Origin of the sequence: Corallococcus sp. AS-1-12, assembly GCF_020036995.1 — a bacterium.
Classification (GTDB): Bacteria; Myxococcota; Myxococcia; order Myxococcales; family Myxococcaceae; genus Corallococcus.
In genome coordinates, this window is the sequence record NZ_JAIQDD010000041.1 from 1 (window position 1) to 17,157 (window position 17,157).

The following is a 17,157-nucleotide window of genomic DNA, read 5'->3' on the forward strand; positions in this document are numbered from 1 at the left end:
CGGCCTCGTTTCGGTGGTGCTCACCGGGGATCGTTACGTCGCCTTTCTCGTTTCCACACCCTCTGTGACTACCTCCGTGCACCAGCTTCCACGCCTTGCGGTCCAGCGTGTACTTGTCCCGCTTCTGCCAGAAGCCCATCCAGCGATCGACCAGGACGATGCCGTTGCCCTTCGCCTCCGTCAGCGCGTGCACGTCCCCCAGCAGCTTCACCGCCTTGCCGTCGTAGCCATAGACGAAATAGCGGTGACCGTCGTCCAGCTCCCCCAGCGTCTGGACCCGCAACTCCTTCCACCTGTCGCCCGTGTCCAGGTCCACCACCTGGAAGCCAGACACCTCGTTGCCGGCCGCGTCGCCCTTCGACGTCGCGCCGCCCACCTTCAACGTGAACTTCCCGTCCTCCCCCGCCGTGAGCGACACCGCCTCCGGCTTGCCGTCCCCGTCCAGGTCCACCTGCGCGGACTTCACGAACCCGCTGTCCTGCGCGAACACAGGCGCACCAGCGAACAGCACGGCGGACGACAACACGGCCAGCAGGGATGTCTTCACGGGAGCAGGACCTCGGTCGGAGAGCAGGACGGCGCCACGCTAGCCCCCCGAGCGGCGGAAGCGCCCCCGGAAGTGCTGGTCCAGGTACACCTCCGCGCGCGCCAGCGATTCCCGCGTCTCGGGAGCCAGGGTCAGCGAGGCCGCGGCCACCCGCGCCTGGCGCATCGCGGGACCCCTTCCGCCCTCAGCGGAACCCACACCGCCCACCACCGCGTCCACCTTCGCGTGCGCCGTCTCCACCACGCCCTTCGCCTCCTCCAGGGACACCTCTCCCTCCGCCAGCGCGTTGAACAACTGGCAGCGGTAGCGGCGGCAGGCCTCCGGACGCTCCGCGTAGACCGTGCAGCACAGGCCCTCCAGCGCGGCGCAGCGCTGGGGCAGCACCACCGCGCCGTCCTCCTTCACCGCCAGCGACAGGCCCCGCTGGCGCAGGGCCTCCGCCTCGGCGGGCTGGAGCGGCACCTGGGTGAAGAGGGTGCCGTCACAGCACATGCCGCAGTGGAGACAGAGGGTGGAGAGGGCGGAGGACATGGCGCGCCAGGGGATAACGCCTCGCGGGCGGGCGAGTCATCCCCGACGTGTGTCGCGCCGGCCTCCGTCCTCCAAGGCAAGCCATGTGTCACCAGTCGACATGCGACATGCCCTGCGTGTTCCATGTGTCGGAATCACCCTGTGTTTCCGGGGTCCACACGACCCGAGGGGAGGGACGGGGCTGAACCTGTCTTGAAAGGCGATGCTCCTGTCCGTGAAGGAAATCCCCGACTCGTGAGAAACCAATTCGCGACAGTCCAATGCGTGGCCGACGATCCGGCCCGAAGGTCTCAGTGCACAAGGGGTGAAGGATCTCCACTCTGTGGGAATCCGAGTTCCCCGGGTCACGCGTAACTGGGGACAACACAGTGACTTCGGACGTCGTAGAATCATGCCCCGTAGGACATCAGGGAGCCCCCGCATGCACACCGACACTCACGACGCGCCGGCCGGCCGCGAAGCACTCCTCGGATACCGGGTGGGAACGGAGCTCAGCGCGGCGGCCTCGTTTGGCGAGGACTTCTCTCCCGGACGTCTGGTGCAGTTGTCGCTGGAGCACCTGACGCTCCACCTGGAGTCGCGCACGGTGCCCCGCAAGGGACAGGCCGCGTCCGTGGTGGTGGGTGAGGGCGAGCGGTGGGCCACCGCGCTGGACGCGGAGGTGATTGGCGTCAACGCCATGCGCCCGGAGGTGAGCCTGCGCTTCGTCGCGCCGCCGCTGGACGCGGGCCGCCGCATCGTGGGCCTGCTGGAGTCGCTGCGGGACAACGGCCTGTTGCTCACGCCGGAGACGCGGCCCGTGTGGCGCGAGCAGATCGACCACGCGGACCGCGTCGCGCGCATCTGTGAAGCGCTCGCGTCCCGCCAGGCCCGCGGCGTGCTGCGCTCGCGTGACGGCCAGGCCGTGGTGGAGGTCACCTGCGCCTTCTTCGAGCCGCTCCAGGACGCGTTCGGCTGGCAGTTGCACGGCACGCTTCCCCCCGGGCCCCTCACCCTGGAGGCGTTCGGCTACTCCAGCGTGGTGCACTTCAACGCGGACGCCGCGCGCGTGGAGGGCGGCGTGCTGTTGATGCCGGCGCCCACGTCGCTGGTGCGCTTCCGCCACCGCTGGCTGCGCCGCACGCAGGCCCACGCGTCCTGCACGGTGGAGTTCGACCATCCGCTCTGGCCCCAGGTGCACGTGCACCGCGGCCTGCTGGATGTCTCCTATGAAGGCCTGTCCTTCCTCACCGAGCCCGGCGAGGACCTGATGTACCCGGGCCTGCGCCTGCCGGTGATGGAGGTGGGGCTGGAGGGCCACGCGCCGGTGCGCCTGCGCGCGGAGGTGCGCAACATCTCCAGCACGCCCCACGGCCGCCGCTGCGGCGTGAGCGTCCGGCCCCTGGACGCCGAAGGGGCCCGCGCGTGGCGCGCGCTGGTGGAGGCCCAGGCCCACCCCACCACCAAGGTGGAGGGCGACTGGAACGACGCCACCTGGAAGCTCTTCGAGCGCTCCGGCTACTTCCGCCTGCCGGGCAAGGAGCCGGAGAAGTTCACCAGCCTGCGCGACCAGTTCTCCCGCACGCAGGACAAGCTCCAGGAGGCGCCGCTGCTGGGCTACCGCGTGGTGCGCCCCGCGGAGGAGGGCATGGAGGCCACGCTGTCCGTGCTCAAGCCGTACGCGGGCAGTTGGATGGCGCACCAACTGGCGCGGCACCAGCCCCCGGGCAGCCGCTCCACCGCCCGCGAGGCCCTGCGCGACATCTACCTGCGCGGCTACGAGCCCACCCAGGCGGACCCGGAGGTGAAGTGGTTCTTCGCCTACTGCGAGGCGAACGTGCGCTGGGTGCGCTACACGAAGTTCGACTTCGCCACCTGGTACGCGCACACCGGCCAGACGTGCCTGGTGCCCTTCCGCCTGATGGAGGGCGAGGTGGACAGCGCCTGGACGCGGCCGGAGAACATCGCCGTGGACTCGCCCACCCAGGAGGAGCGCGCCAGCTTCTTCGCCCGCGTGGCCCACACCCGCCCGGAGGCCTACCGGGAGGCGCTGGACCTGGTGCCGGAGCGCTTCGACCTGGAGACCACGCGCACCGGCTGGGGTGACGCGGGCCTGTCCCGCGAGCGCGAGCTGGTGGTGGCCCGCCACGAGGGCCGCGCCGTGGCCTTCGCGGTGTTCGAGTCCGCGCAGCCGGGCCTGAACCTCTTCAACGTGCTGGACGGCGTGCGCCTGGTGCCGCTGGAGGACGACGCGCGCCCGGAGGTGCAGGACGCGTTCGTGGCGCTGCTGGGCCGCGCGGCGGAGTGGTACCGCGCGCGCGACCGCAAGGTGTTCGTCCACTACGTGGAGGCCACCTGCGTGGAGTACGCGGAGCGCGTGTCCCTGGCGGACCTGGGCGACGGCAAGCTGTGGGTGATGTCCGCCCGCCTGCTGCCGGAGTTCCTGGAGCACCTCTGCGAGTCCACCACGCCGCGCGCGGCGTAGTGGCGGCTCGCTTCAGGCAGTGACGCGAGGGGCGGCTAGAGCCCCTCGTCGTCCGGGTCCGGATAGGACTCCAGCTCCTCTTCCTCCTCCTCCACCGCCACCGGGGCGGGCGCCTTGGCGTGGCGCCCCTTGCCGCCCTTGCTCTCCTGCGCGGGCGCGCCGAAGTCCGAGTCCGGGCCCACGATGTAGCCCTGGCGCCCCTGCTGGATGCGGCGCAGGAGCCCCTCCTGCTCCAGCGCCTCCAGCAGGCGCGCGAAGGTGGAGAAGCCGTGGTCGCGCTCGTCGAAGTCGGGCTCCTTGCGGACGATGGTCTCCTTGATGAGCGACGGGTTGAGCGGGCCCGTCGCGCGGCGCAGCAGGCTCTGCACCACCTCGCGCGCCACGGCGGGCACCTCCGCCTTGGGCTTGCCGCCCTTGGACTCGGCGGCCTCCTTGCCGCCAGCCTTGGCGTCGTGGCCCTTGTCGTGGCCCTTCCCGCCCCGCTTGCCGCCCTTGCCCTCGTCGGACTTGGAGCCCCGGCCGCCGTGGTCGCGGTCCTTCTCCTTGTGGGAGCCGTCGCCCTTGTGCTTGGGCTTCATGTAGATGAACTGGTCGCACGCCCGCACGAACATCTGGGAGCTGGCCTCGCGCACGGCCAGGCCGATGACGGTGCGGCCGTTCTCACGCAGCTTGTACGCCAGGGGGCAGAAGTCGCTGTCGCCGGAGGCGATGACGAAGGTGTCGATCTGCTCGCGCGCGTAGCACAGCTCCAGCGCGTCGATGACCAGGCGCATGTCCGCGCTGTTCTTGCCGGCGCGGGTGGAGGGGGGCACGTCCACCAGCTCCACGCCCACGTCGTGCAGGCGCTGCTTCGCGTCCTCGAAGCGCGACCAGTTGCAGTACGCGCGGCGGAAGACGACCTTGCCCTGCTCCAGGAGCTGGTCCAGGGCGGGCTGCAGGTCGAAGTTGTTGGCGCTGATGCCGGTGTTGGTGACCAGGTTCTCGAAGTCGATGAAGAGGGCGATGCGGTGCTGCTCGTCGGTACGTCCAGCCAAAGGTGCCTCGTATTCGTATGCGAGCGGTCCTTGGCTCGCGTGCGCGCCACCCTACTGTGGGGAAGCTGCCTCACGCACGGCCCGTGTTCCGCCGCTGAACATTCAGTGCCACCCACCCTACGTTGGGACAGACCCCGGGGGCAGCGCCCCCGTGACACGGAGGTGGCACCATGATGCACGGATTCACCCGACGTTGGCGAGCCATGGCGTGGACCGCACCGACGCTCGGCCTCTTGTTGTGCGCGGGGCCCGCGCTGGCGCGTGAGCCCCAGATTGGTAGGGGCTATGACGCGGGGCCCGGCTACGAATCGCCGAACGCCGAGCCCGCGAGCACCAGCCGGTCGAACGTCGTCAGCACCGTGCCCACGCTGACGCCGGACTTCGTCTCCCCGGGCCGGTCCGTGCGGCAGATCACCCTGGACCCGGACAAGATGCGGCAGGTCAGCGGCCCGGTGGTGAAGCGCTCCGGGATGATCCTGTACGTGCACGACGTGACCGGGCCGGTGGTGCCGCTGGACATGAGCAACCTGACCATCACCAAGCAGCCGGAGAAGGGACAGCAGGTCCTGGCCCTCTACCAGGTGGACCAGACGGACAACGTGGCCCTGTCCCTCCAGGGGGAGAAGCTGGACTAGTCCGGCTTCGCGCCGCCGCGCACCTCGTCCAGGACGCTCAGGTCCACGAGCCCCGCGAGGTCATCCCCGGGGATGAAGCCCAGGGCCTTCGCGTGCTCGGCGGACGTCTTCAGCGCGGAGGGCACCGGATCCAGGCTCGGCTCCAGGCGGGAGAACGCGTCCTGGAGCACGGGCGCCTTCAGGGGCTTGCGCGTGAGCTGGCCGAAGGCGGCGTTGACGGACGTGGCGAAGGCCGCCGGGTCCGCGCGCCAGCGCTCGGTGAGCTGGGTGTGGATGCGCAGCAGCGCCGCGATGCGCGGGCGCTGCGTCTCCAGCACCTTCTTCGTCGTCACCACCACCGTGGTGGGGAAGCGCCTGTCCGGCCAGAGGTCGCGCTCGTCCACCAGGATGTGACCGCCCCCCTCGGCGAGCATGCGCGCGCCCCAGGGCTCGGGCACCCACGCCCCCTCGATGGCGCCCTGGAGGTACTGCGCCAGGATGTCCGGGTTGCTGATGGGAATCACCTGCACGTCGCCGCCCGCGTCCGTGGCCAGGCTCAAGCCCTGGGCCTTCAGCCAGGTGCGCAGGGCGATGTCCTGGGTGTTGCCAAGCTGGGGGGTCGCCAGCTTCCTGCCCTTGAGCTCCGCGGCCGTCTTCACGTTCTTCACCACCAGCACCGCGCCGCCGTTCACCGCGCCCGCGATGATGCGCAACTCCTTGCCGGCCTTGAGGTACGTGTTGATGGCGGGGCCCGGCCCCACGTAGGCCACGTCCACGGAGCCCGCCACCAGCGCCTCCATGGCCGCGGGGCCCGCGTTGAACTGCCGCACCTCCACGTGGCCCATGCCGGGCTGCGACCCGAAGAGCCCCTCCGCGTTCGCCACCAGCGCCTGCGCGTGCGTGATGTTGGGGAAGAAGGCCACGCGCAGGGGCGCGTTGGCGCCAGAGGGCGTGTCCTTCTTGCAGGACGTGACACCCGTCAGGAGGACGGCGCAGACACCGAGGACCAGGGACAGCGGACGCGCGGAAGACATACGTGTCACGCTAATGGAGGTTCCCCGCCTGTTATCAATGCCCACGAGGGCCGAAGCGTCTTTCGGCTCACACGGACGCCGTCAGGCCCCACCGGCGCCTCAGGCGCGTCTCCACCGTCTGGAAGAGGACGCGGTCCACCGTGATGCCGATGAGGATGATGGCCAGCATCACCGCCATCACCTGGGACACGTCCATCAGCTCGCGGCCCATGGTGAGCAGTTGGCCCAGGCCGCCGGAGACGAAGAGCAGCTCGCCCGCGAGCAGCGCGCGCCACGCGAAGCTCCACCCCAGCTTGAGGCCGGTGACGATGCCGGGCAGCGCGCCGGGCAGCAGCACGCCGAAGTAGAAGCGCGGCCCCCGCACGCCCAGGGTGCTGGCCACGCGGGAGAGCTGCGGGTCCAGGCCGTTGACCGCGTCCTCGGTGGCGATGGCGATGCCCAGCACGCTGCCCATCACCACCACGAAGAGGATGGCGCTGTCGTTGAGGCCGAACCACAAGAGGGCCAGCGGCAGCCAGCAGATGGAGGGCAGGGCCTGCAGGCCCATCACCACCGGCTTCACCGCGTTGCGGAAGAAGGCCAGCCGCGCGATGCACAGCCCCAGCGGGACGCCGATGCCCACGGACAGGACGTAGGCGTGCGTCAGCCGGCCCAGCGACCGCAGCGTGGCGCCGCCCAACTGCCCGTCCCGGGCCATGGCGATGAGCGTCTGGATGACCTCCAGCGGCCCGGGGAACAGGTGCTTGTTCCACACGCCCGAGCGCGACAGTCCTTCCCAGAGCGCGAAGAGCAGCGCGATCATCCCCAGCTTCTGCGCCCACTTCAGCATGGTGGTGTCCCCTCTAACGGCCGGTCACGACGCTCTGGCGCGGCAGGCTGGACGGCGTGCGCGTGCGGCGCTGCAGGGGCTCCGCGGGCGGCGCCTCCACGGAGGGCCCCTCCACGGCGCGCAGGCGGTGGCGGATGTCGCGCGCCATGGCGTCCAGGGACGGGTCCTCCAGCGAGCGGGGCATGGGCAGCTCGATCACCAGGTCCTGCACCACGCGGCCCGGCCGGGGCGCCATCAGCACCACGCGGGTGCCCAGCATCAGCGCCTCCTGCACGTCGTGGGTGACGAACACGACGGTCTTGCCGGAGCGCAGCCAGATGGACTGCAGGAGCTCCTGCATGTGCACGCGCGTCTGGGCGTCCAGCGCGCCAAAGGGCTCGTCCATCAGCAGCACGGTGGGGTCCACCGCGAGCGCCCGGGCCAGGCTGGCGCGCATCTTCATGCCGCCGGAGAGCTGGTGGGGCAGCGTGTCCTCGAAGCCCTCCAGGCGCACGCGCTGGATGAAGGCGTTGGCCCGCTCGCGGCGCTCGGCGCGGGGCACGCCCCGGGCGGCCAGCGCGAAGGTGATGTTGCCGCGCACGGTGAGCCACGGGAACAGCGCGGCCTCCTGGAACATCAGCAGCCGGTCCGGCCCCGGCCCGTGGATGGGCTTGCCCTCAATGGCCACGCGGCCCCCGGTGGGCACCACGTGGCCGGCGAGCGCGTAGAGCAGCGTGGACTTGCCGCAGCCGGACGGGCCGAGCAGGCAGACGAACTCACCCGAGCGGACGTTGAGGTTCACGTCCCTCAGCGCCACGACCTTGTTGGCGTAGTGGTGGTCCAACCGGGCGATGGAGATCTTCGCCCGGTCCGCGTCCACGTTCGCGGGCCGCAGCAGGTGGGGCGCCGCCTGGCGCAGGCCCCGCATCCGCTCGATGAGGCGTCGAAACATTCGCCACAACCTATTCACCTGCCCCGCGGTCGCACAGGAGGGGCCTGGAAGCGGGCAGGCGCCTTTCACTGTAGGACAGGAAGTGAAGTCCGCGGTGACCGGCCGGCTGCTTTTTCGGCGCGCCCTGTCGCCTGTCAGGCGGCCGCGGCCCGCTCCGCCTTGCGGTGCGCCAGCGTGCGGGAGAGCAGCCACAGGCTCAGGGCGAGCACGCCCAGGCCCACGCCGGTGAAGGCGCCGCCCACGCGCAGCGACGCCTGGCGGTCGTCCTGGAACACCTCCAGCGCGTCCGTGCGGGGACCCGTGAGGTAGCGCCGCACGGTGTCCGCGAAGGCCTGGGCCTCCGGTTCGGACTCCGTCCACTGGTAGCCGAGCGGCTGGACCCCGGCGGCCGTCCGCAACTGGACCCGGAAGATGGGCGCGGCGCCCCTGCGGGTGCTGCGGCTCCGGGCCACCTCCACGCCCTGGATGTCCCCGGGCGCGTAGCGGCCCACCTCCTCCCGGGTCAGCCAACTGGAGCGGCTGAGGACGCACGGGCCCTGGGGCTGGCAGCGCAGGTCCATGCGCGCCTTCTGGCCGAGGAAGAACACGCCCAGCACCAGGAAGGGCAGGGCGAGCATCAGGAAGGCCGTGGCACCGATGGCGGTGGCGCGGCTGCGTCGGGAGGCGGGGGGCGCACGCACGGCCTGTTTCTATAGACCCGCGCGCGCCGGGGCGGCAGCGCTTTCACCGGGCCCGGGAGTGTCGCCCTCCAGGCAGGCGGGCGGTCCGGGCTGTTCAGCGGCGGTCCCCCCTGGCGGGGCGGCGGACGGGCACTTGCGGCATGGGGCCCAAGTCCGCACCCCTTGTCCTGGGACTTTCAGCACTTCGCCCGGAAGGAGCCATCCACCCATGAAGGCCGTGGCCGTCATGTTCCCCTCGCGCGAGGTGCGCGTCCTCGACGTTCCCGAACCGCGGCTGCACTCGCCCACCCAGGTCAAGGTGCGCACGCTGGAGGTGGGCGTGTGCGGCACCGACCAGGACATCCTGAAGGGCCACCACGGCGCGGCGCCGAAGGGGGAGGACCACCTCATCCTGGGCCACGAGTGCCTGGGCGAGGTGATGGAGGTGGGCGCGCACGTGCAGGGCCTGAAGCCGGGGGACCTGGTGGTGCCCCGGGTGCGCAGGCCCTGTCCGCACACGCGCTGCCCCGCGTGCCGCCACGGCCACCCGGACTTCTGCGTGACGGGGGACTACACGGAGCGCGGCATCCAGGGCGCGCACGGCTTCTGCGCGGAGCACTTCGTGGAGGACGTGGCCTACCTGCACAAGGCGGAGGACTCCCTGCGCGGCGTGGCGGTGCTCACCGAGCCGCTCACCATCGCGGAGAAGGGCCTGCGCGAGCTTTCGCACATCCAGTCCCGCCTGCCGTGGAAGCTGAGCCCCGGCAAGGCGCTGGTGCTGGGCGCGGGGCCGGTGGCGCAGTTGGGCGTCATGGCGCTGCTGCGCGCGGGCTTCGACGTGACGGTGTACTCGCGCAGCCCCAAGCCCAACGAGAAGGCCGCCGCGGCCGAGGCGGTGGGCGCGCCGTACTTCTCCTCCAAGGAAATGACGGTGGAGGCGCTGAGGAAGCGGCTGGGCGGCGTGGACGTCATCTACGAGGCGACGGGGGCGTCGAAGGTGGCCTTCGACTCGCTCCAGGTGCTGGAGGAGAACGGCGTGCTCATCTTCACCGGCGTGCCCGGACGCGAGGAGCCGCTGGAGCTGCAGGGTGACCAGGTCCTGGGGCAACTCGTCCTGGGCAACCGGGTGATGTTCGGCACGGTGAACGCGTCCGACAGCGACTTCCGTGAGGCGCTGGAGGACCTGGCCCGCTTCCGCGCGAAGTGGCCGGGGCGGGTGGAGGCCCTCATCACCCAGCGCCACCCGCCGTCGGAGTTCGCCCAGGTGGTGGAGGCGAAGGGCGGCATCAAGCGCGTCATCTCGTTCCAGGAGCATGCCCGGTGAATCCCCACCACTCGGACCTGAAGGGCGGCATCGCGATTGAGGACCACGGCATCATCGGCGACCTGCGCACGGTGGCGCTGGTGGGCAACGAGGGCACCATCGACTGGCTGTGCTATCCGCACTTCGACAGCCCCAGCATCTTCGCGGCGCTGCTGGACCCGGAGAAGGGCGGGTACTGGCGCGTGTCCCCGGAGCCGGACGGGGTGATGAAGCGGCAGTTCTACTGGCCGGACACCAACGTGCTGGTGACGCGCTTCTACACGCCGGCCGGCGTGGGGGAGCTCATCGACCTGATGCCCCTGGGCAAGGGGGCGCGGGCGGAGGGGCGCGAGGTGCTGCGGCGCATCCGCGTGGTGCGCGGGGAGATGTCCTTCCGCATGGAGTGCTTCCCGGCGTTCAACTACGCCCGGGACGCGCACGAGACGCACGTGGTGAAGGGCGGCGCGGCCTTCCTCTCCAAGGACCTGAGCATGCAGTTGGTGACGGACGTGCCGCTCCAGAAGGACAAGGACGGCGTCGTCGCGCACTTCACGCTGAGGGAGAGCCAGTCCGCGGTCTTCACCCTGCGCGAGGGGGGCAAGGAGGGCTGCCACCACCACCTGCACACGCACGACTCCGCGGAGAAGCTCTTCCGCGACACGGTGGACTACTGGCGCCACTGGCTGTCCAAGTGCAAGTACACGGGGCGGTGGCGGGAGATGGTGCAGCGCTCGGCGCTGGCCCTGAAGCTGATGACCTTCGAGCCGTCCGGGGCCATCATCGCCGCGCCCACGTGCAGCCTGCCGGAGTCCGCGGGCGGCACGCGCAACTGGGACTACCGCTTCTGCTGGCTGAGGGACGCGGCCTTCACCGTCTACGCGTTCATCCGCGTCGGCTTCAACGAGGAGGCCGCCGCGTTCATGCGCTGGGTGGAGAAGCGCTGCGCGGAGAACGGGGACGGGCCGCTGCCCCTGATGTTCCGCCTGGACGGCAGCCCGGTGCCCAAGGAGGAGGAGCTCCAGCACCTGCGCGGCTACGGCGGCGCGCGGCCGGTGCGCATCGGCAACGCGGCGGCGCACCAGCTCCAGTTGGACATCTACGGGGAGCTGATGGACTCCGTGTACCTGTCCAACAAGTACGCCGCGCCCATCTCGTATGACTTCTGGAGGCACCTGCGGCGGCTGGTGGACTGGGTCTGCGACCACTGGCACACCGAGGACGAGGGCATCTGGGAGATCCGCGGCTCGCGCCGGCACTTCGTGTATTCGAAGCTGATGTGCTGGGTGGCGGTGGACCGGGCCATCCGGCTTGCGGACAAGCGCAGCCTGCCGGCGGACCGGGCCAAGTGGCTGAAGACGCGCGACGCCATCTTCGAGGAGATCATGGAGAAGGGCTGGTGCCAGAAGAAGGGCGCCTTCATCCAGGCCTACGGGCACGAGGCGCTGGACGCGGCGAACCTCCTGATGCCGCTGGTGTTCTTCCTGTCCCCGGTGGATCCGCGGATGCTCTCCACGCTGGACGTCATCCGCAAGGCGCCGAAGGAGGGGGGCCTCACGTCGGACGGCCTGGTGTTCCGCTACGAGGCGGACGAGAAGCTGGATGGGATTGAGGGCAGCGAAGGCACCTTCAACCTGTGCAGCTTCTGGCTGGTGGAGGCGATGACGCGCGCGAGCACCGTGCGGCCGGACCTGCTGGACGAGGCGCGGCTCATCTTCGAGCGGATGCAGGGCTACGCGAACCACGTGGGGCTGTACGCGGAGCAGACGGGCATGTCCGGCGAGGCGATGGGCAACTTCCCGCAGGCGCTCACGCACCTGTCGCTCATCAGCGCCGCGTACAACCTGGACCGGACGTTGGGCCGCCACGATTGACGGGGGGACGGTAGACTCGCGCGCACCCGCCATGCCCGACCTGTACCCGCTGCTGTTCCGCTTCGCCGTCAAGGCGGATGCCCACTACGACGTGCTGAGCCGCCGCGTGCGCAAGGGGTTGGGCATCGCCCCGCCGCTGCGCATCCTGCCGTACCGGGGCTACGGCACCCCGGAGCGCGTGGTCATCAAGGCGCGCGTGCTGGAGGAGCGCAAGGTGACGCCCCAGCGCCAGCGCCACACGCTGTGGAGCAGCGCCGTGGCCTCCTACAAGCGCTACATGACGCGCGAAATCTCCAGCGCGCACGTGGCGGTGCGCTGGGGGGACAAGCGCTGGGAGGGCGTGACGGACGAGGAGGGCTTCCTGGAGCTGTGGGTGCCGCCCCCTGAAGGCGTGCGCTCCGGCTGGCACATGGTGGAGCTGGAGCTGCTGTCCCCGGAGGCGGAGGGCGTGCCGCGCGTGTCCGCGCCGGTGCGGGTGGCGGGCACGAGCGCGGAGCTGGGCGTCATCAGCGACATCGACGACACGGTCATCGCCACGGGGGTGACGGATCCGCTCAAGCGCGCGTGGGCGCTGTTCCTCACGGAGCACCGCGTGCGGCTGCCCTTCCCGGGCGTGGACGCGTTCTACGCGGCGCTCCAGGCGGGCGCGAGCGGCGGGGCGGACAACCCCATCTTCTACGTGTCCAGCAGCCCGTGGAACCTCTACGAGCACCTGGACGAGTTCCTCGCCATCCACCGCATCCCCATTGGCCCGCTGCTGTTGCGCGACTGGGGCCTGTCGCGGCACGGCTTCGCGCCGGGCGGGGGACACGGGCACAAGCTGGACAAGATCCGCGGCGTGCTGGAGACGCTGGCGCACCTGCCCTTCGTGCTGATTGGGGACAGCGGCCAGGAGGACGCGGAGCACTACCGCACCATCGTGCGCGAGTACCCGGGCCGCATCCGCTGCGTCTACATCCGCAACGTGCCGGGGCGCTCCAAGCGCGGCGAGGAGATGGCCGCCATCGCGAAGGACATCCAGGACGCGGGCAGTGAGCTGGTCGTCGTGGACGACACGGTGGCCGCCGCGAGGCACGCGGCGCGCGCCGGGTGGATCCGCTGGGAGGAGGTCCCGGAGGTGGAGGCCCACCGCCGGGAGGACGCCGCGCGCAGCGCCCTGGGCGAGCGGGGCTGAAGAGTTCCGGTGGGAGCCTCGGGGGGCCTCAGCCCACGGGGCGCCCGCTCTGCACATGCACCATGCGGATGGCGCGCTCCATGAGCTCCCCCTGGGCGGAGCGCTTGTCCTGGGGCGTGGCGGCGGTGCGCCGCCGCCACGTGCCGTCCGCGCCCAGCTCCCACGCGCCGCTGGTGTCCACCATGCAGCGCTCCACCACGTCCTTCACCTGCGCGGCCAGGGTGGGGTCCTCCACCGGCGCCAATATCTCCACGCGGTGGTCCAGGTTGCGCGGCATCATGTCCGCGGACCCGATGTAGCACCGCGACGTCGCGCCCCGCTCGAAGGCGTAGATGCGCGGGTGCTCCAGGAAGCGGCCCAGGTTGGACACCACCCGGATGTGCTCCGACACGCCCGGCACGCCCGGCCTCAGGCAGCAGATGCCGCGCACGTTGAGGTCCACGCGCACGCCCGCGCGGGACGCGTCGTAGAGCGCGCGGATGATGCCGGGGTCCACCAGCGCGTTCATCTTCATCAGGATGCGCGCGGGCGTCTCCGGCGTGTGCGCCGCCTGGGTCTTCTTGATCTCCTCCAGCAGCCCCTCGCGCATGGTGAGCGGCGCCACCAGCAGCTTGCGGAACGAGCGCGGCCGGCCGAAGCCGGTGAGGAAGTTGAAGACGTCCGCCACGTCCGCGCCGATGTCCGGGTCCGTGGTGAACAGCCCCAGGTCCGTGTAGAGCCGCGCCGTCTTCGGGTTGTAGTTGCCCGTGCCGATGTGCACGTAGTGCCGCACCCGCTCGCCCTCGCGCCGCACGATGAGGATGGCCTTCGCGTGCGTCTTCAGGCTGGGAATCCCATACACGACGTGCACGCCCGCCTCTTCCAGCGCGTTCGCCCAGCGGATGTTGGTGCGCTCGTCGAATCTCGCCTTCAGCTCCACCATGCACACCGCCTGCTTGCCGTGCTCCGTCGCGCGGATGAGCGCGGGCACCAGCGGGGAGCTGTCCGAGGTGCGGTACACCGTCTGCTTCAGCGCCAGCACGTCCGGGTCCTCCACCGCCTCGCTCACGAAGCGCTCCACGGAGGAGGCGAAGGACTCGTAGGGGTGGTGCACCAGCAGGTCGCCCCGGCGCATGGCGGACATCACCGTGCCCCCGCCGTCCGGGGAGTCGGTGTCCGTGCGCAGCCGCGCCTGCGTCACCGGCGTCCACGGCGGGTCGCGCTGCTCGGAGAAGCCCGGCGTCATCGCCAGCGACATCACGTCCGCCAAGTCCAGCAGGCCGTGCTCCTCATACACCTGCCGCGGCTCCAGCGTCAGCGCCTCCACCAGCGGCTCCAGCAGCTTCGCGTTCATCCCCGCCTGGATTTCCAGGCGGATGACGTCCCCGAAGCGGCGCTGGCTGAGCTCCGTCTCCACCGCCTTGAGCAGGTCCTCCGCGTCCTCGGACACGGTGTAGTCCGCGTCGCGCGTGACGCGGAACAGGCTCCAGTTGAGGACCTCCATCCCGGGGAACAGGTCCCCCAGGTGCTGCGCGATGATCTCCTCCAGCGGCACGAAGAGCGCGCCCCCCTTGAGCGGCACGAAGCGGGGCAATATCTCCTTGGGCACCTTCACCCGCGCCACGCTCTCCTCCTCCGCCACCGGGTCGCGCAGGAGCACCGCGAGGCTCAGGGACAGGTTGGAGATGTACGGGAAGTGCCGCCCCAGCCCGATGGCCAGCGGCGTGAGCACGGGGAAGATCTGCTCGCGGAAGCGCTGCTCCACCTGCGCGCGCTGGTCCGCGTCCAGCTCCTTCATGGACAGGATGCGCAGGCCCTTCTCCGCCAGCGCGGGGCGCAGGACCTTCTCGAAGCAGTCCGCGTGCCGCCGGCCCTGCTCCAGGATGCCCGTGTGCAGCTTGTCCAGCGTGTCGCCCGGGGACGCGCCGTCCGGCACCAGGCGGCCCACGCGCGCGGCGATCTGCTCGTGCAGCCGCGCCACGCGGATCATGAAGAACTCGTCCAGGTTGCGCGCGTAGATGGAGATGAACTTCAGCCGCTCCATCAGCGGCACCTCCGGCGACTCGGACAACTGCAGCACCCGGTCGTTGAAGGCCAGCCACGACAGCTCCCGGTTGAAGAACAGGTCGCTGTCCGGCACCTCCGTGCCCGGGGGGACGACGTCCCGGTCCACGGCCTTCTGGGGGGTGCCTTTGGCGGCGGCGCGCTTCGCCATGATGTGTGACTCCTCCGAGGTGTTTCTCAGGGTGTGCCCTCTAGCAGCCCCGCACCGCGCGGATTGTGAACTCGCACGTCTGGACCGGAACCGGACATCCGGGCGTATCCCACCCTGGACGACCCCGTCAGTGGCCGGCGAGGCGTGCGGGCTGTGGACTCCCCGGCAGTCCATCGCTTGAATCCGGCGGGCAGTGACGGCATTCAAGAAGGGTGAGCACTCCCAACCCCCCCTTCCCGGTCACCCCGGACGGCGCCCCGGCGGATACGTCCCCGGACGCCCTGTTCACGGCCTTCCGCGAAGGGTCCCAGAAGAAGTCCCACCGCTTCACCTTCACCTGGTTCGTGGCCGCGGCGGTGCCGGTGGTGCTGGCCCTGGGCTTCGTCGGCCTCTGGCGCGCCAACGGGACGTCCTTCTCCGTCGTCACGCCGCACGGCATCAAGGTGCTGCGCGCGGGGATGACGACCCAGGAGGTGGGGGGCCTGCTGGGCCACCCGCTCACGCTCCAGAAGAAGGGCGACCAGGACTGCTACCGCTACGGCCGGCCCAACTTCATCAACGAGGTCTTCGTCGTGTACTCGGTCTGCTACGAGCAGGGGCAGGTGCGCGACGTGCTCACGCACCAGTACTCGGCCTGGCAGGTCGACCCCGCGACCGGGGCCTTCGTCGCGCCCGGGCAGCCGCAGCCCGCGCCCAAGAACCCGGCGGGGTAGCCGGGCCCCTCAGGCGAGCGCCGCCTCGGCGCCCTCGAAGGTGACCTTCGCCTGCGTCATCACGTGCTCCACGGCGAGCAGGTGCCACGCGACGTCCATCATCTGCGCGGACGCGGCCGGGTCCAGCATGGACTCGCGCAGTTGGGCCTCGGTGATGCCGAAGGGCTCCGAGGACTCCTTGAGCAGCTCCAGCGCGTACTGCGGCGTGAGCTGGAGCTTGTCCCGCTGCGCGATGGCGCGCAGCACCAGGGCGATCTTGAGGCGGCGCTCCACGTCGTCGCGGATGCCCGGGTGGTGCAGCCAGCCGTCCAGCGCCTCCTGCTGCTCCTCCAGGCTGAAGAACTTCTGGGCCAGCACCTCGCCCTCCGCCTGGTGCCAGCGGCGGCGGATCTCCTCGTCCACCAGCGGCTTGGGCACGGTGACGCCGGCGCGGGCGACGATTTCGTCCAGCGCCCGGTTGCGCGCGTCCACCCAGAGCAGGTCGGCCATCTCGCCCTCCAGCTCCTCCACGATGGAGCTCATGACCTCCTCGTGGGTGGAGCCGCGGCCCAACTGCTGGAGGAACGCGTCCGACTCCGTGTCGGGCATGCGCACCTCGCGCGCGGCGCGCACGTCCACCAGGAAGCGCGCCGGCATGCCGCGAAGCTGCTCCGCCGGGTAGTTGTCCGGCAGCACCAGCCCCACCTCCACGCTGTCACCCACGCTGGCCTCCGCGATGACCTCCGCGAAGCCGGGCAGCATCACCTGGGGGGCCAGCTCCATCCAGTAGCCCATGCGGGTGCTCAGCGGGATGAGGCGGCCGTTGGCGTAGCCCAGGATGTCCAGCCGGACGTCGTCGCCCATGGCCAGCGCCTCGCCCTCCGCGCGCTCGCGGACCTGCGCCTTCGCGCGGGCCAGCTCGTGGAAGCGCTCCAGCAGGTCCTCCTCCGTGAGGTCCTCGCCCTGGGGCACGCGGATGTTCAGGTTCTCCAGCGACGGGGCCTTCACCTCCGGCAGGTCCGCCTGGTGGCCCAGGCCGGGCGCCACCGGCAGCCGCTGCACCAACTGGTGCACGGGGGCCTGCGCCGGGGCGGCGGGCGCTTCCGGGGGCTTGGGAGTGGCCGGGGACTGGGATGGGGCGGCGGCGGACTTCGCCGGCTTCGCCGGGGCGGGGGCCGTGCCGGGCGCCTTGGCGGCGGGGGCGGCGGGCTTCGCGGGGGGGTTCTTCTTCGTGGCCACCGGAGGGCCTCCTGGCAGGTAGCGACCGTGGTCCCAGAGGG

Annotated in this window: 14 protein-coding genes and 1 pseudogene; 6 read left to right on the top strand and 9 right to left on the bottom strand. The window is 71.0% G+C overall.

Going from position 1 to position 17,157, the window contains the following annotated elements; genetic code table 11:
- Window positions 1-547, bottom strand: a pseudogene (locus K8556_RS36260) (hypothetical protein); the annotation flags it as partial.
- 39 nt (window positions 548-586) lie between these two features.
- A complete protein-coding gene (locus K8556_RS36265) occupies window positions 587-1,078 on the bottom strand; it encodes a YkgJ family cysteine cluster protein (protein ID WP_223744703.1) in 492 nt (163 codons plus the stop codon).
- A gap of 421 nt (window positions 1,079-1,499) precedes the next feature.
- Between K8556_RS36265 and K8556_RS36270 the strand changes: the two genes are divergently transcribed.
- Window positions 1,500-3,542, top strand: a complete 2,043-nt coding sequence (locus tag K8556_RS36270; RefSeq protein ID WP_223744704.1) for a PilZ domain-containing protein — start codon at window positions 1,500-1,502, stop codon at window positions 3,540-3,542.
- Between the two features lie 35 nt (window positions 3,543-3,577).
- On the opposite strand, the gene K8556_RS36275 is transcribed toward K8556_RS36270, so the two are convergent.
- Window positions 3,578-4,576 (bottom strand): NYN domain-containing protein, encoded by a 999-nt coding sequence (locus tag K8556_RS36275; protein ID WP_223744705.1) that lies wholly within the window; start codon window positions 4,574-4,576, stop codon window positions 3,578-3,580.
- Between the two features lie 203 nt (window positions 4,577-4,779).
- Here K8556_RS36275 and K8556_RS36280 point away from each other — a divergent pair, with 203 nt between their 5' ends.
- A complete protein-coding gene (locus tag K8556_RS36280) occupies window positions 4,780-5,211 on the top strand; it encodes a hypothetical protein (protein WP_223744706.1) in 432 nt (143 codons plus the stop codon).
- On the opposite strand, the gene K8556_RS36285 is transcribed toward K8556_RS36280, so the two are convergent.
- From K8556_RS36285 to K8556_RS36300, 4 genes are all read right to left on the bottom strand, one after another.
- Window positions 5,208-6,224: an ABC transporter substrate-binding protein gene (locus tag K8556_RS36285; protein ID WP_223744707.1), complete on the bottom strand. Its 1,017-nt coding sequence runs from the start codon at window positions 6,222-6,224 to the stop codon at window positions 5,208-5,210. The two genes, K8556_RS36280 and K8556_RS36285, sit on opposite strands and share 4 nt — an antisense overlap.
- A gap of 67 nt (window positions 6,225-6,291) precedes the next feature.
- The gene (locus K8556_RS36290) at window positions 6,292-7,053 is read right to left on the bottom strand and encodes an ABC transporter permease (protein ID WP_223744708.1); all 762 of its coding nucleotides are present in this window, start codon (window positions 7,051-7,053) and stop codon (window positions 6,292-6,294) included.
- Window positions 7,054-7,066: 13 nt separating this feature from the next.
- A complete protein-coding gene (locus K8556_RS36295; RefSeq protein ID WP_223744709.1) occupies window positions 7,067-7,984 on the bottom strand; it encodes an ABC transporter ATP-binding protein in 918 nt (305 codons plus the stop codon).
- 134 nt (window positions 7,985-8,118) lie between these two features.
- Window positions 8,119-8,664 (bottom strand): hypothetical protein, encoded by a 546-nt coding sequence (locus tag K8556_RS36300; RefSeq protein ID WP_223744710.1) that lies wholly within the window; start codon window positions 8,662-8,664, stop codon window positions 8,119-8,121.
- Window positions 8,665-8,872: 208 nt separating this feature from the next.
- On the opposite strand from K8556_RS36300, the gene K8556_RS36305 reads away from it, so the two are divergent.
- Genes K8556_RS36305 through K8556_RS36315 form a run of 3 tightly spaced genes read left to right on the top strand, consistent with a single transcriptional unit; the run spans window position 8,873 to window position 12,991 of the window.
- Window positions 8,873-9,967 carry a glucose 1-dehydrogenase gene (locus tag K8556_RS36305; RefSeq protein WP_223744711.1) on the top strand — a complete coding sequence of 365 codons (1,095 nt, stop codon included), beginning with the start codon at window positions 8,873-8,875 and terminating at the stop codon, window positions 9,965-9,967.
- Entirely contained in the window at window positions 9,964-11,817 is a 1,854-nt protein-coding gene (locus K8556_RS36310; protein WP_223744712.1) for a glycoside hydrolase family 15 protein, read from the top strand. The genes K8556_RS36305 and K8556_RS36310 overlap by 4 nt, the downstream gene beginning before the upstream one ends.
- Before the next feature lie 31 nt (window positions 11,818-11,848).
- Window positions 11,849-12,991, top strand: coding sequence for an App1 family protein (locus tag K8556_RS36315; RefSeq protein ID WP_223744713.1), 1,143 nt, complete (start codon window positions 11,849-11,851; stop codon window positions 12,989-12,991).
- A gap of 28 nt (window positions 12,992-13,019) precedes the next feature.
- Here K8556_RS36315 and ppk1 read toward each other — a convergent pair whose 3' ends face one another.
- On the bottom strand, window positions 13,020-15,185 hold the full coding sequence (gene ppk1, locus K8556_RS36320) for a polyphosphate kinase 1 (RefSeq protein WP_223744714.1): 2,166 nt from the start codon (window positions 15,183-15,185) through the stop codon (window positions 13,020-13,022).
- Window positions 15,186-15,397: 212 nt separating this feature from the next.
- Between ppk1 and K8556_RS36325 the strand changes: the two genes are divergently transcribed.
- Window positions 15,398-15,898, top strand: coding sequence for a hypothetical protein (locus K8556_RS36325; protein WP_223744715.1), 501 nt, complete (start codon window positions 15,398-15,400; stop codon window positions 15,896-15,898).
- A gap of 9 nt (window positions 15,899-15,907) precedes the next feature.
- Here K8556_RS36325 and K8556_RS36330 read toward each other — a convergent pair whose 3' ends face one another.
- On the bottom strand, window positions 15,908-17,116 hold the full coding sequence (locus K8556_RS36330; RefSeq protein WP_223744716.1) for a peptidylprolyl isomerase: 1,209 nt from the start codon (window positions 17,114-17,116) through the stop codon (window positions 15,908-15,910).
- Window positions 17,117-17,157 lie beyond the last annotated feature (41 nt).